Source organism: Flavobacterium noncentrifugens, from assembly GCF_900100375.1.
GTDB lineage: Bacteria > Bacteroidota > Bacteroidia > Flavobacteriales > Flavobacteriaceae > Flavobacterium > Flavobacterium noncentrifugens.
On record NZ_FNEZ01000003.1, the window covers coordinates 220183 to 234447 of the forward strand.

Annotated in this window: 16 protein-coding genes; 12 read left to right on the forward strand and 4 right to left on the reverse strand. The window is 40.4% G+C overall.

The window, feature by feature from the left end; translation table 11 throughout:
• A partial coding sequence (locus BLS32_RS10555; protein WP_175453162.1) for a T9SS type A sorting domain-containing protein occupies positions 1–1422 on the forward strand: 1422 nt, incomplete at its 5' end.
• Between the two features lie 122 nt (positions 1423–1544).
• Here BLS32_RS10555 and BLS32_RS10560 read toward each other — a convergent pair.
• Positions 1545–2345, reverse strand: coding sequence for a TerC family protein (locus BLS32_RS10560; protein WP_091395258.1), 801 nt, complete (start codon positions 2343–2345; stop codon positions 1545–1547).
• Between the two features lie 278 nt (positions 2346–2623).
• Between BLS32_RS10560 and BLS32_RS10565 the strand changes: the two genes are divergently transcribed.
• The 7 genes from BLS32_RS10565 (at position 2624) to BLS32_RS10595 (ending at position 6534) form a co-directional block, all read left to right on the forward strand.
• Entirely contained in the window at positions 2624–2884 is a 261-nt protein-coding gene (locus BLS32_RS10565) for a hypothetical protein (RefSeq protein WP_091395261.1), read from the forward strand.
• A 91-nt stretch (positions 2885–2975) separates the two neighbouring features.
• Complete coding sequence (locus BLS32_RS10570) at positions 2976–3836, forward strand: T9SS type A sorting domain-containing protein (RefSeq protein ID WP_091395264.1); 861 nt, start codon at positions 2976–2978, stop codon at positions 3834–3836.
• An 89-nt stretch (positions 3837–3925) separates the two neighbouring features.
• Positions 3926–4297: a nuclear transport factor 2 family protein gene (locus tag BLS32_RS10575; protein ID WP_091395268.1), complete on the forward strand. Its 372-nt coding sequence runs from the start codon at positions 3926–3928 to the stop codon at positions 4295–4297.
• 124 nt (positions 4298–4421) lie between these two features.
• Positions 4422–4901: a response regulator transcription factor gene (locus tag BLS32_RS10580; RefSeq protein WP_091395272.1), complete on the forward strand. Its 480-nt coding sequence runs from the start codon at positions 4422–4424 to the stop codon at positions 4899–4901.
• Between the two features lie 104 nt (positions 4902–5005).
• Positions 5006–5539, forward strand: a complete 534-nt coding sequence (locus BLS32_RS10585) for a DUF4199 domain-containing protein (protein ID WP_091395275.1) — start codon at positions 5006–5008, stop codon at positions 5537–5539.
• 9 nt (positions 5540–5548) lie between these two features.
• On the forward strand, positions 5549–5974 hold the full coding sequence (locus BLS32_RS10590) for a VOC family protein (RefSeq protein WP_091395278.1): 426 nt from the start codon (positions 5549–5551) through the stop codon (positions 5972–5974).
• 44 nt (positions 5975–6018) lie between these two features.
• A complete protein-coding gene (locus BLS32_RS10595) occupies positions 6019–6534 on the forward strand; it encodes a DUF6141 family protein (protein WP_091395281.1) in 516 nt (171 codons plus the stop codon).
• An 8-nt stretch (positions 6535–6542) separates the two neighbouring features.
• On the opposite strand, the gene BLS32_RS10600 is transcribed toward BLS32_RS10595, so the two are convergent.
• The 3 genes from BLS32_RS10600 to BLS32_RS10610 form a co-directional block, all read right to left on the reverse strand.
• Positions 6543–7937, reverse strand: coding sequence for an exonuclease domain-containing protein (locus BLS32_RS10600; RefSeq protein WP_091395283.1), 1395 nt, complete (start codon positions 7935–7937; stop codon positions 6543–6545).
• Positions 7938–8097: 160 nt separating this feature from the next.
• Positions 8098–8802: a LytR/AlgR family response regulator transcription factor gene (locus BLS32_RS10605; RefSeq protein ID WP_091395286.1), complete on the reverse strand. Its 705-nt coding sequence runs from the start codon at positions 8800–8802 to the stop codon at positions 8098–8100.
• Entirely contained in the window at positions 8778–9812 is a 1035-nt protein-coding gene (locus BLS32_RS10610) for a sensor histidine kinase (RefSeq protein WP_091395289.1), read from the reverse strand. Before BLS32_RS10610 ends, BLS32_RS10605 begins: the two co-directional genes overlap by 25 nt.
• Before the next feature lie 163 nt (positions 9813–9975).
• On the opposite strand from BLS32_RS10610, the gene BLS32_RS10615 reads away from it, so the two are divergent.
• The 4 genes from BLS32_RS10615 to BLS32_RS10630 all read left to right on the forward strand — a co-directional run bounded on the left by BLS32_RS10615 (position 9976) and on the right by BLS32_RS10630 (position 14073).
• Positions 9976–10944, forward strand: a complete 969-nt coding sequence (locus BLS32_RS10615) for a hypothetical protein (protein ID WP_091395292.1) — start codon at positions 9976–9978, stop codon at positions 10942–10944.
• Positions 10945–10952: 8 nt separating this feature from the next.
• Positions 10953–11201, forward strand: a complete 249-nt coding sequence (locus tag BLS32_RS10620; protein WP_091395295.1) for a hypothetical protein — start codon at positions 10953–10955, stop codon at positions 11199–11201.
• 140 nt (positions 11202–11341) lie between these two features.
• Positions 11342–13318, forward strand: a complete 1977-nt coding sequence (locus BLS32_RS10625) for a tetratricopeptide repeat-containing sensor histidine kinase (protein WP_139171756.1) — start codon at positions 11342–11344, stop codon at positions 13316–13318.
• Positions 13319–13323: 5 nt separating this feature from the next.
• Positions 13324–14073, forward strand: a complete 750-nt coding sequence (locus tag BLS32_RS10630; protein ID WP_091395301.1) for a LytR/AlgR family response regulator transcription factor — start codon at positions 13324–13326, stop codon at positions 14071–14073.
• Positions 14074–14265: the final 192 nt, after the last annotated feature.

The following is a 14265-nucleotide window of genomic DNA, read 5'->3' on the forward strand; positions in this document are numbered from 1 at the left end:
TGGTCGCCTGCTTTGAATAATACGGCCGCGACAACTTATACGTTTACACCCTCGGCTGGCCAATGTGCAACCACAGCTACGATGACGATCACGGTAAACCCGGTTCCGGAAACGCCAACCATTACCTCAAGCGGTGCAACAACTTTCTGCCGGGGCGGAAATGTCGTGCTGACTTCATCGGCTGCGACCGGGAATATCTGGTCGAATGGTGCGACAACACAGTCGATCACCGTTTCAAATTCAGGGGAATATAGTGTTTTGATCAGTAACGGAAATTGTACTTCGCTAAGTTCAGCACCAACCACGGTAACGGTCAATAATTTGATTGCTCCTAATTTTTCATTTCCAACAACCCCATTATGTAGTGGCGGCACAGTACCTGATTTGCCAACAACATCTCCAAACGGAATATCAGGTATCTGGACTCCAGCAATAATAAATAACCTGACGAGTGGCAGCTATTCTTTTATTCCTGACCCGGAACAGTGCAGTCTCCTATTGGTACTGAGTATAACAATCAATCCTTTGCCGGAAACGCCAACAGTTACAGCTTCAGGCACTACGAATTTATGTACGGGCGGAAATGTCGTTTTGACTTCATCGGCTGCGACCGGAAATGTCTGGTCAAATGGTGCGACAACGCCATCAATCACCGTTTCGGCTTCGGGAACTTATAGCGTTTCGGTGGATAATGGAAACTGTACTTCTGCGCCATCAACAGCAACAACGGTGACGGTTAATCCATTGGCTGCAACGCCAACCATTACGACAAGCGGTGCAACGACTTTCTGTGAAGGCGGAAATGTCGTTTTGACTTCATCGGCTGCGACCGGAAATGTTTGGTCGAATGGTGCGACAACGCCATCAATCACCGTTTCAGCTTCGGGAATTTATAGCGTTTCGGTGGATAATGGAAACTGTATTTCTGCGCCATCTGAAGGAGCAACCGTTGATGTAAATGCAGCGCCACTTGCAGGCGTGGCAGAAGCTTTGGGAATTTTGACTGCAGCACAAACCGGCGCTGCATACCAATGGTATGACTGTTCGGGTACACCGATTTTTGGCGCAACAGGGCAAACTTTTGTTCCGGTTGTTGACGGCAGTTATAAGGTAGAAATTTCGTTGGGAACTTGTACGGTCACTTCGGCTTGTATCGATGCCACCGTTTTGGGAATCAAAGGTTTTGATGCGGTTCCTGAATTTAAATATTATCCAAACCCGGTTGTTGATGTTTTAAACATCAGTTATGCTAATCCGATATTGAAGACGACGGTGTTTGATATTGCCGAAAGGACGGTGATGACAAAAATAGCCCATTCGGAAACGACACAGCTCAACCTGTCCGGCCTTCCTGCCGGTGTTTATTTTGTTGAGGTGCATGCTGCAAATGCAAGTACTGTTTTCAGGATTATCAGAAAATAAAAAACATAGGTTAAATATTAAAAGCCACGGACAAGTAAGTTCGTGGCTTTTTTTATGATTTGACTTCATTTAAACAGACTTCAAAATATGAAACCCTGCATTTTCAACTTTAATAACGCCATTTATGATTCGGAAATGTTGGTGTTCTTTTTGGGCCAATTGAAAAATGTGGAAGTTAAAATCGGTACAAAGAAAATTAGCACCGTAAGTACTGAAATGCCAATGTCGGCGGCATGGCTCGCTAATAACCGGCTAATTGGGCTTTCGGGATAAAAGTGCTCAAAAAGCGATACGGTCAGTTTGAGTCCGAGTATGGCGATAACAATAAATGCAGCGGTTTCAAGGAAAGGATATTTTTCCATTAATTTGACAAACCATTGTGCGATAAAACGCATCGCCAGGATTCCGATAAAAACACCGATGCAAACCAGAATAATATTTGGCGTAAAAGCCACTGCAGCAAAAACATTGTCAATCGAAAATGCCATATCCATCAATTCCACCAGGCAAACTGTTGCCCAAAAAGAGCCTAATGAACCCACTGTAATTTTATACAGCCAGTTGCTTTCCTTATCGATGGTATCATCTTCAGTGCTTTCGGTTTGTTTGCTTTTCCAGAAATCGTAAGCGAGATACAACAGATAAATTCCGCCCAAAGGCTTTAACCACCAGATTTTAATCAGGAACGCTGCAAAAATCATGGCCAATCCGCGGAAGAAATAAGCGCCCCAGATACCGAATTTTAGCGCTTTGTCGCGTTGGTCCTGCGGCAGATCCATCACCATGGTTGCAAGTACGGCGGCATTGTCGACAGATAGAAGGCTCTCAATGATGATCAGGTTTCCAATGATCGCAAGCGAAGTGCCCGGATGGCTTATAATGTCCTGCCACAATATGGCGATGTGCTGAAGTAAATCGTTCATTTTTTGATGGATTTGTAATTTATTAGTTGCTTTTCTTTGGCAAACGTGCCGAAGATATTGGTATTTTTTTAATATTTATTTATTTCTATGAACTTATTGTATCCGACATACATTTCCGGTTAAAGACTCTGAGACATCATTCAAACAGCAATTGATATTTTCATAAATTACGGCTTGAGGGAAAATATGATCGTGATATGCAGATTCCAAGAAACTGAAAATATTTTTTGCCTGGATTTATTATATTTACAATCGTTTGAAAAATAAAAAAAAATACTATGAAACCTGAAAACCTGACTGCATTAAGTGATCAAGAACTTTTTCAAAAAATAAAAAAAATAAAAACCAATAAGACAATCGATGCGGCACTTATTGGATTTACTGTTGGAATTGTAGTGTATAGCGCGGTACAAAACGGTTTTGGGTTCTTTACTTTCTTCCCTTTGATAATAACCTATGTCATTGTTAGAAATTCTAAAAACAATCAGATTTTAGAAAACGAAATGCAGCGTGAATTACAATCCAGAAACCTAAAGTAAGTTTGGCTGGATTATCGAAAAACGCCTGACAAAATGTGTCGATAAAGACCCTAAAATGAAATTCAAAATTAAAAAATAAAAAACATTCCTAATGAAAACAAAATTACTTCCTTTTTTATTTTTAATATTTTTAAACGGAAAATCCTTTTCACAGGACTATTTTCCCCTATTGAACAATGCATCGTGGAATGTAGAAGTAGCAACTTTCGGCGGAAGCCAGACTTATGCAATTACCCAAAATGGCGAAGCAATTATTGGCGCACATACCTATAAAAAGTTTATTGATTCCGATCTAAGCAGGGAATATTACATCAGGGAAGACATTGCTGCAAAAAAGGTGTACAAAATACTTAATGGCAGCGATGTCCTGCTTTTTGATTTTAACCTGCATGTTTCAGATGTGATTACACTCGCAAACGGAAACAATTACAGTGTGGCTTCGATTACAAATATCAATGTAAACGGTGGACAAAGAAGGCAATTTTATTTAAGTAATGTATCGAATCTGTTCGGATACAATGAAGTTTGGGTAGAAGGTGTCGGGAGCACCGCCCATCCGTTGGTGTCGCGCTACGAAATGTTCTCAGATCCTGTATATTACCTGCAATGCAGTTTTCAGAATGGAGAAAACATTTACAATCGCGGATTGGCAAATGGCGGCACTCCGACAGCTTGCGTGGTTTTGAGTGTTGAAGATCAGGATTATTTGCCCAAAATAAGCTTTGCTCCTAATCCGTTTCAAACCGAAATCACAATTTCAACTACAACTGGTTTCAGGAATTCGACTTTAAAAGTTTACAACCAATTTGGACAGTTGCTTAGAGAAATCAAGGGGCTGAATGGGAATAAAATCAACTTTGGAAGAGAAAACCTAAACAGCAGTTTATACTTTTTTGAATTGACGGAAAACGGAAAATTATTGACGTCTGCAAAAATACTAGTGACAAACTAACAATTAATTGAAAATACCGCTACGCGCCGGAGAAGTAAAAACAAGTACCGCCGGATTTTAATAATCCGATAATCCACATCAATTACAAAATGGAAAATCAATTCGAAAATACCATCAAAAAGGCATATACCGCATTCAATGAAAGAAACATCGACAGCGCACTATCGACCATGCAACCAGATGTACAGTGGTCGAAAGCCTGGGAAGGCGGCTACATTAGCGGCCATGGTGAAATTAAGCAATACTGGACCAGGCAATGGACAGAAATCAATCCGAATGTCGAGCCTATCGGGTTTGCTGAAAGACCAAACGGAAGCCTGGAAGTTACAGTGCATCAGCATGTAAAAGATCTACAAGACGGTTTAATATTTGACGGACTCGTAAAACACATTTACAATTTTGAGAACGGACTGATAAAAACAATGGATATTGAACTCATTAATCCAATTAACCTTTCGTAGCATCTTAATTTAAATTGCTGTTGTTTGTTATTCAATGCCATGGTTCAGGCATGCATCAATATGATATTTTCCATAAATTTGTTGTATTTCGAAGATCTTAAAACCGCACCGAAACCTCCTAAACATGACCAGTCAAAAAAAAATCCTGCAAAGGAATAAAGCGGTTATCATGTACAGCATCAGCCTGGCGTTGCTTTTGTTTTTACTCAAATGGCTTGAGCTTCGGTTGATCGTATTCGACCATTTCTTTGAAATTTACATCGGATGCATTGCTGTCCTTTTTACTTCGCTGGGCATCTGGCTTGCGTTAAAGCTTTCAAAGCCAATTATCAAAACCGTAGTCGTCGAAAAGGAAATATTCGTAAACCGAAATGAAAATTTTGTCCCGGACCAATCAAAAATCTCCGAACTGGAACTCAGCAAACGGGAACTGGAAATCTTAAATTTATTGGCTCAAGGCCACAGCAACCAGGAAATCGCCGCAGCCATTTTTGTTTCTTTAAGCACCGTAAAAACGCACAACCAGAATCTTTTTGAAAAGCTGCAGGTGAACAGGCGCATACAAGCCGTTGAAAAAGCAAAAAAGTTAAACCTGATTCCGTAAGGTTTCACACACAGGTATAAATACTCTGAAAGCAAAAAATAGCCGAAAGTATGAGTGAAAAAAATGAAACATCCGCTACATTCGCAGCATAAAAACCATAAAAAATGAAAAAAAACATTCTTGTTTACGGGCTTATTTCAGGCATTATAGTTTCTGTTTTGATGCTGTCTTCAGTTAATTACCTAAGCCATTGCAACGGAAACACAGGCTATGAAACCAGTATGCTTATTGGCTATGCTTCGATGCTCCTCGCCTTTTCATTGGTATTTGTCGGCATTCGCAACTACAGGAACAAATACAATGAAGGTGTAATCAGTTTCGGAAAAGCATTCAAGATCGGAATCGGGATGGTCCTGATCGCTTCAACCATTTACGTACTTTCCTGGCTTGTCGACTACTTTTTCTTCATTCCTGATTTTATGGATAAATATGCCGCGCACATGATCGGCGAACTCAAGGCAAACGGTGCGAGCCAGGCCGAAATTGCCAGCCAAACAAAAGAAATGGCAGATTTTGCAGTGATGTATAAAAATCCGTTCTTTAATGCGATGATGACCTACATGGAAATTTTACCGGTCGGATTGGTCGTAACGTTGATCAGTTCCCTAATTTTGAAAAGCAAAACAGTCAAAAATTAATATAAAAATATGGAAGACCAAAAAAACAATACCGACAACACTACTCCGAAAGTCACCGGAATTGGAGGCATTTTCTTTTTTTCAGACAATCCCAAAGACGCAAAAGAATGGTATGCCAAAAATTTAGGGCTTGAAATAAATGCCTGGGGCTCATCGGGTTTTGAATCCAGGAATATTGACAAACCAGATCAAATCGATTCGCTTCAATGGAGCCCTTTTAAAACAGGAGATGATTATTTTTCGCCATCCAAAAAAGAATTCATGATTAACTACCGGGTTCAGAATATGGAGGCGCTCGTAAGCAAACTCAAAGAAAACGGCGTCACCATACTCGACGACATTGCGACCTATGATTATGGGAAATTCGTACACATTATGGACGCTGAAGGCAATAAAATCGAATTGTGGGAAGCTGTGGAAGAAAGCCACGATTAAAGCATTTTTCAACAAGCATTCCGGAAAAATATGGAATTGAAATCATGGAAGAAAAAATACTATTTACAGAGCAGCAAAAATTCAGTCAATGGTGGATCTGGCTGCTTCTCATTGTACTAAATGTCTTTTTTATTTTCGGAATTAACAAGCAGCTCATCCACCATGAACCTTTTGGAGATCATCCGACTGGAGATATCGGATTGCTTGCCGGATTTGGATTAATCTTATTTGTCACACTACTTTTTTACACTTTTAAACTGCAGACCATTATTAAAGAAGATGGCATATATGTCCGGTTTTTTCCGGTTCAAATCGCCTACCGCAAATATTCGTGGGATAAATTGACCAAAACCTACGTCAGGAAATACAGCCCGATTGCAGAATATGGCGGTTGGGGTTTTAGGGGCGGAATTTCCAAGAGTGGATGTGCTTTTAATGTTTCGGGAAATCAGGGATTACAGCTTGCCTTTTCAGACAGGCAAAATTTACTGATCGGCACCAATAAGCCTGATGAAATAAAAGAAGTGCTGGTTAAAATCGGAAAATACAAAATAGAATAATCAGGCAATTATTCGGCAACGTTCGCGTTTGAAAGTGCCTGGTCCCGGATGATCTTATGCGGATGTTTTTTCGCAAAAGCATAAATCAGCTGCATGATGTATTGATTGCTTCGGTAAGGCGTCATGTAATCCTTCATTCCGGAAATTTTTGTAAAACCCACATCCGAAGCGATATAACCCATACCATAAAAATGGCCGGCTTCAACCCAGATGCAGCTGCGTTCTTCTGCAGATCTTCCTTTGTCCAAGATCCCAAAACTTGGCCTGTTTTCGAGCAAAAAATCGATGGCAGTTGCGATCTGCTCGTTGTGCTGTACAACATCGGGCAAATTTGTATGGTCGGGCTTTAGCAAGAATCCGCCTTCTGCCGGCCGGCCGTATTTGCAAAACCGGTGATCAATGCCAAACTGTTCTGCCAGGCTTCGCAGCAAATGTACGGCCTCATATTCGTTGTTAAAAACCTGTAGGGCCGACTGGAATTTGCTGAGTTTTCCAACTGCGAAATACCGATAGCCGTTGCGGGCTTCATATTCGTAAAGCCCATATTTTGCTTCAAAACGCTTCAACGCCTTATTGTATATTGGCCATAGTTTCTTGATTTCGGAACATTCGAGCAACAGCGCCATCAGTTCTGTAGCACAAACTTCAAACGATATTCCGAAAATATCCCTTAAGAAATGCTGCCTTTGTGGTTTCAGGTTGTGCCCGCTGAAGTGCGAAGCCACACGCTTTTTTATATTGATCGCCTTTCCAACATAAACCACTTTTCCGAACGCATTGTAAAAATAATAGACCCCAGGTTTTTCAGGCAATTTTTCAAAATCCTGAGGCGGCAGGTTTGGCGGCAGGCGCTGGTCCTGTGCAGTTTTTTTAATCATATTCTGCAATACGCCTTCGCTGTCCCATTCAAGCAGTCGTGAAAATAAAATGACTGTGGCATCTGCGTCACCACCTGCGCGGTGGCGGTTTTCCAGACGAATGTCCAGCGAATGGCAAAGGTTTCCGAGGCTGTAGGAACGCAGCCCAGGTTTGATTTTTCTGGCGGCGCGCACGGTACATAATTTTTTCGCTGTCCATTTGAAGCCGCTTTCTTCAAGCTGGTGCCTGACAAATGAATAATCAAAATTGACATTGTGTGCCACAAAAATCCGGTCGGTCAGCATTTGCAGGACTTTTTCAGAAATATCATCAAAAATCGGTGCATCTCGCACCATGTCATTGTTAATTCCCGTCAATGCAAAAATCGGGACCGGGATTTCCTTTTGCGGATTGACGAGCGTTTCCCAGCGGTCGATGATTTTTGTTCCGTCATGAATGACAATTGCGATCTCGGTAATGCGGCTGCCACTGGCATTACCGCCTGTGGTTTCGATATCTACGATGGCATATTGCTGATTTTTCATGGTAAGTTATAACGCAGCGCAGTCGTTCAAAGTATGGCGCTGTTGTAATTTTTGGAGCAGATAAATTTAAGGAAATCTTGTGGGATTTAGAACGAAATAAGCAAACAATTTCCTTTTTTTCACTTTAAATACAAAGGCAAAAACGGCGTTTTTTTTCAAATCAGCGTGAAAGCAAAATCTTGTATTTTCTTCCAACAGGAATTTCGATTCCGTTATAAAGTGTCAGGTGGGTTTGCCCGATGTTGTTTACAAAAGAAGTATTTACGATAAAGGAACGGTGTATCTGTATGAAATCAGCATTGCCAATCGCTTCAGCCATGCCCAGCAAAGTTCCGTAAACAATGAACGGCAGTTTGTTTTTAGTACAGAATAATTTCAGGTAATTTCCTGTACTTTCAATATACATCAACGTATCGAGGGCAATGTGCATCATTCCGCCATTTACCTTGACAGACAACATTTTATCCGATTTGGTTTCCGAAACTTTAGCCTGCGCAGTGCCTGCAAAAAAGGTTCGTGCCTTTTCAATGGCTTTTGCAAATTTTTCGAGTGAAATGGGTTTTAACAGATAATCGATCGCATCATTCTGATACGCTTCGAGGGCAAAGTCAGAATATGCTGTTGTGACAATGGTCAGCGGACGCACAGGCTGCAATTCCATCAATTCAATTCCCGATAAGACCGGCATGTTGATATCGAGGAAAATCAGGTCATACTGGTTTTCATTCAGCATTTTCAGTGCTTCTTTTCCGCTGTAAGCGCTGCCCGAATGTTCAAGATCGTCAAATTTTGAAATGTGCGAAGCCAGTGCTTTGTGGGCTGGCGTTTCATCATCGACGATCAGGCAACGGTATGTAATTCCCATAATTGTAGTTTTATTGTGAATAAACCATTTTCCTTGCCGTAGACCAATTCGTGTTTGAGTCCGTACACTTCAAGCCGTCTTTCAAGGTTACCAAGACCAATTCCAGTTCCGTTTAACCTGGAGCCGACTTCCAGAAAATTATTTTCTATTGAAAAAGACAGGTTTTTTCCGCTAACCTCAAATTCAAAACGGATTTGCGGTTGAAGCGTTTCCCTTGAAAACTTAACGGCATTTTCTACAAGCGGCAGAAAAAACAAAGGTGGAATCTCGATTCCGTCGGTTTCTCCAATGTATTCCTGGTGCACTTCGAGCCGTTCGTTACTGAAGGAACAATATGCTAAATATCGTTTTACGAAATCCATTTCATCCTGCAAAGGCACGAGATTTTTTTTGGTGGCTTCGATCTGGTAGCGCAGCAAATCGGAAAGGTTTAAAATGCGGTCTGGCACGCTCTCAGGTTCAGATAGCGATTCGCCATAAAGGTTGTTCATCGCATTCAAAAGAAAATGAGGGTTGAGCTGCTGTTTTAAAAATGAAAGTTCCGTTTCGATGTTCATTTGTGCTTTGCGGCTTTCTGAAATATTTCTTAAAATCCACAAATGCAAAAAGTACAATGCGGTGCCGTTGCTGATCGCGATGACTGTGAGCAATAATGAAACTTTTCCCAATTGGACAGCAAGTAAAGTTTCGCTTCTCATGTGCACAAAATCATAATAATACTGGATCCCAATGTAATAAAGCGTCCAGTATAATAAAAAAAACGCAATAAATAAAGTGTATTTTTTCTGAAACAATAATTTTCGTACCAAGACCATATTGCTAAAAATCATAGCAATGTACAAAGGAAAAAAGCCTCTTGAAATTTTTACGAAAGTCCATAAAAACTGCCCATTTGTTTCGTCAATCTCGGGATCGGTATCATAAACGCATCCAAAAATAACCAGCAGGCAAACCACGATAATGATGGAATTCCGTATCCAAAAATTCTGATAAAGCCTGATGATGTTCATGCTGCAAAATTAATCCAATAATTTGCTGTGAAAGCCATTGGATCCAAAAAATTACACGAACGCCATTGGTATAATCGAAATGGTCGCGGTATAAATTTTAGCTTCAAATGGAAATATACGTGCTATTTTTGCTGCTTCAATTTGACAGACCTAACAATTCTTTATGAAAATATCCTTTTTATTGATGATGATTGGCTCGTTTCCAATGCTGGCACAGGTTAAAGACAGCACTTCGGTGGCAGCCGGAAAAGAGATCAATGACAAATTTCCGACAACGCGTACATTCGACATCCAATATGACCAATTTGGTTCGTCAGATTTAAAAACCAAAATCATGGGAAATGCTTTTGAAAAAGGGACTGTTGAAAGCCATTCGCGGTTTAAGTTTGCTGCGAATATTCCGCTTTACCAGTCGGCTGCAAAAAGATTTTTCATCACCAATTCCTTCCGGTACAAACGTGAGGCATTTTCATTCGGAGACATCCAAAACGAAACCAGCAGGTACACCAGGCCCGATTTAGACTTTCATTATTTTGCCAATACGGTCACTGCCACTTATTTTTCAAGCCTGTGGAAAAAGCCGGTCATGTACAATGCAAGTGCGACTGTTGATGCCGATCAATATCATTTTCAGAGGGTCAAAGGCCTGGCATCGGCGATCATTGTTCTTAAAAAAACACCGGTGACGACCATTACTGTCGGTGTGATGCTGATCCTCGATCCTTCGTCTATCGTTCCGTTTGCACCGATTGCAACGTATGAACACCAATTCAGCAATTCGCCCTGGAAACTTGATTTCATCCTGCCGCAACGCTTGTTGTTAAAAAGGCCGCTGCTCGAAAACGGACGGTTTTCAGTGGGCACGGAACTGGGCTCTGAAAACTTCTATCTCGCACTCAATTCTACTGCATTTCAAGGAACTTATGAACTCAACCAACTGGAATTGCGTTCGGGAATTGCTTATGAATATGCGATCAGGAAAAGCCTCATCGGCACATTTAAAACCGGAATCGCAAATGTTTTAAGTTCGCGGATTACCGAACGTGGGGAACGCACGAATCGCTATGTAATTGACAACAAACAAGATCCGCAGTTTTACTTTAATATTGGATTGTCGTATAATCCATTTTAAATGAATTTATGAACTTTTCAGAAGTACAGATCATGGAAAATTTAGATCACATACTCATTTTAAAAACAGACATCCGGACTGAAGATCAGGTGACATCGTTAAAGCCCTTGCTTTCAGACCATCCGGATGTGATGGACTGGAGTATTGATGTTGACGATGTTGATTGCGTGTTGCGCGTGGTTTCGGAAACGCTTTCCTGTGGCCAGATCGTAATGCTGTTGGGGAAATCCGGTTACTTTTGCTGCGAATTGGAATAAAACATTAGATCTGAATTGGGATTGGAACTTTTAGGAAATCCAAAAAATCGTGTTTAAACGGAACTCAGATTTATTTTTTGCCCGAAAAATAGATTTTTAATTCCTTACTTTTGGTTTCGAATTTAATCATCCATTTCTTAATGCTGAAATTACAAAAACTTTTTGCGCTGTTTTTTTTCTTCCTGATGTGCTGCAATTCCTATTCTCAGGATAAAACGATTGATTCTTTAAAAGTCGTTTTGCAAAATTCAAAAATTCATGACACGACAAAATTACGCGCCATAAATGAAGTAATGGACCGCAATTATACGCAAGATGATCAGGCCTACTATACGCTCAACAAAATGAGAGGCGATTTGGCGCAGAAAAACCTTAAAAAAAGCAATAGCCCGGAACTGGAAAAAAAATACACGCTTTGGCTGGCTTCTTACAATACGACTTTAGCCAATGAATACGCCAATAAACAGGAAATTGAAAAAGCCCTTGCGTGTTCTGATAAAAGCATCGCCCTGTTCAAATCGGTAAAAGCATATAATGAAATGTATTCTGCAATGATTAGCAAAGCTTCTGTTTATGCAAAATTCAAGCAGGACGAGAAAGCCATACCACTTATTTATGCAGCATATAAATATTTTGAAAAAGACAAGGCAAATCACATCAACGATTTAGCCGACGCCTCGTCTGCCCTGGGCTACATGCATTATGACATGAACCAACATGCCAAGTCCATAACCTATTATAATGACGCCATCCGTTACTATAAAATGGCGTATGCGAAAAACCCGAGCAATGAATTACTGTATGTGATCAGTGTCAATTATGGCAATATTGCTTTCTCGTATTCCCAGCTCAAAAAATTCGACAAAACAATTGAATATTGCGACAAAGGCATTGAAATATCCAGGAAGATCGGAAATCCTACCATGACCGGGATTCTTCTTACGCGAAAAGCGTATGCCCAAATGCAATTTGAAAAATATGACGAAGCTGAAAAATTGTTCAAGGAAGTTTTATCCCTGAAAGAATTGGAATTGGCGAACAATGATGTAGCGATCGCAAATGCGAATACCGGACTGGCAGATTTGTATGTGAAAAAAAAGGAATATGCCAAAGCCCTTCCTTATGCCGATAAAGGTTTTTTCCTGAGTAAAAGAGGCGGCAGCGTTCCACTTCAGACCAAAACTGCCAAAACGATATATGACATCAGTATGGCGACAAAAAATTTCGAACGCGCGCTCGAAATGTATCAGTTTCAGGAAAAGCTAACCGATTCGAGCCAGATTGAAGCCTCAAAAAATGAATTGGAACAACAGCAGCTTAAATACAATTTTGAGAAAAAGGAACTGAATTACAAACTTATTTCCGAAAAAGAAAAATCGGCTAAAAACAACTGGCTGATCGCACTTTCATCTTTGCTTTTATTGATTCTCCTTGGCGGATTTTTCTATTATCGCAACAACAGGCAAAAGCAGGCGATCGCTGTTCTGGAAAAAAACCAGATCAAGCAGAAATTGCTGATCACGCAGATGAATCCGCATTTCATCTTCAATTCCATTGAAAACATCCGAAGCCTGATTTACCAGAACCAAAACAATGATGCCGTCAATTATTTAGGGAAATTTTCAAAACTCACAAGGCAAATCCTTGAGAATTCCAATGAAAATTACATTTCACTCGAAGAAGAAGTCGAAATGACCGAAAATTATCTGTCCATCCAACAGCTTTTGTACAACAACAAATTCATTTTTAGCATTGCAATCGAGGAAAACATCGATCCCGAAAGTGTATTCCTGCCGCCAATGCTTACACAGCCTTTCATCGAAAACGCGATCAAGCACGGCCTGAGCAACACCACTGAAAATGGAAAGATCGACATCCGGTTTTACCTCAAAGAAGCGAAATTGTTCTTTGAAGTTTCCGATAACGGAAAAGGATTTGACAATAGTCAAAAGTCGGGCACACACAAATCACTGGCCATGACCATTACAAAAGAGCGTTTGGTGACCTACACCAAAAACCATGATTTTGTAGTACAAACCGACAATATCATCGGTAAAGATGAAAATATCATGGGCGCAAAAGTGATCTTCGAAATCCCTTATATTTACGAAAATTAATCAGTATGCTAAAAGCCATTGTCATTGATGATATTGAAGCGATCCGAAAAAACCACATTGCGATCATCAAATCGTGTTGCCCAAATATTTCGGTTATCGGTCAGGCCGATTCGGTAGAATCAGGTGTAAAACTGATCCGTCAATTGTCGCCAGATCTTGTTTTTTTAGATGTTGAAATGCCCGACGGCACCGGATTCGATTTGCTCCAGAAACTAAAGCCCATTGCGTTCAAAGTCATTTTCATCACCGGGCATGAGGATTTTGCGATCCGAGCTTTCCGATTTTCGGCGATCGATTATCTGCTGAAGCCGCTTGACGCCGATGATTTGGCCGAAGCCGTAAAAAAAGCCGAAGATTCTTTAGGTAAGGAACTATTCGACATCAAGCTGCAGAATTTATTTGCAAATCTTGACCGGCCGAAAGACCTCCAGAAACTGGTCCTTAAAACTTCCGACCGGATTTATTCGGTCAATATTCAGGACATCGTTTGTTGTGAATCTGATAAAAACTACACGACTTTCGATTTTATCAATGCCCCAAAACTGGTCGTTTCAACGAATCTTAAGGAATATGAAACCTTATTGGTTCCGTATAATTTCTTTCGCACACACAAATCGCACCTGATCAATATGGCCTACTTTGACCATTTTGTCAAAGCCGATGGTGGAAACAAGATCGTGATGAAAAACAAGCTTACGGTTCCACTTTCCGTCCGGAAAAAAGAAGAATTCCTCGTGTTGCTGGAAAATCTGTAACCTAAAATCGCAAAAACGGTCGTATTTAAAAATGCTACGTTTATCTGCTGAAAAGCCGCGTACGTACATTTGCGAAAATTCTTATTTTGCTTTGGATTATCATTGTTTCATTAAAAAACAAAAACCATTCATCTTAAATTCGGCACGAGCTTAGGATTTGTTTTTATTCGATAAAAAATAATATCTTTCACT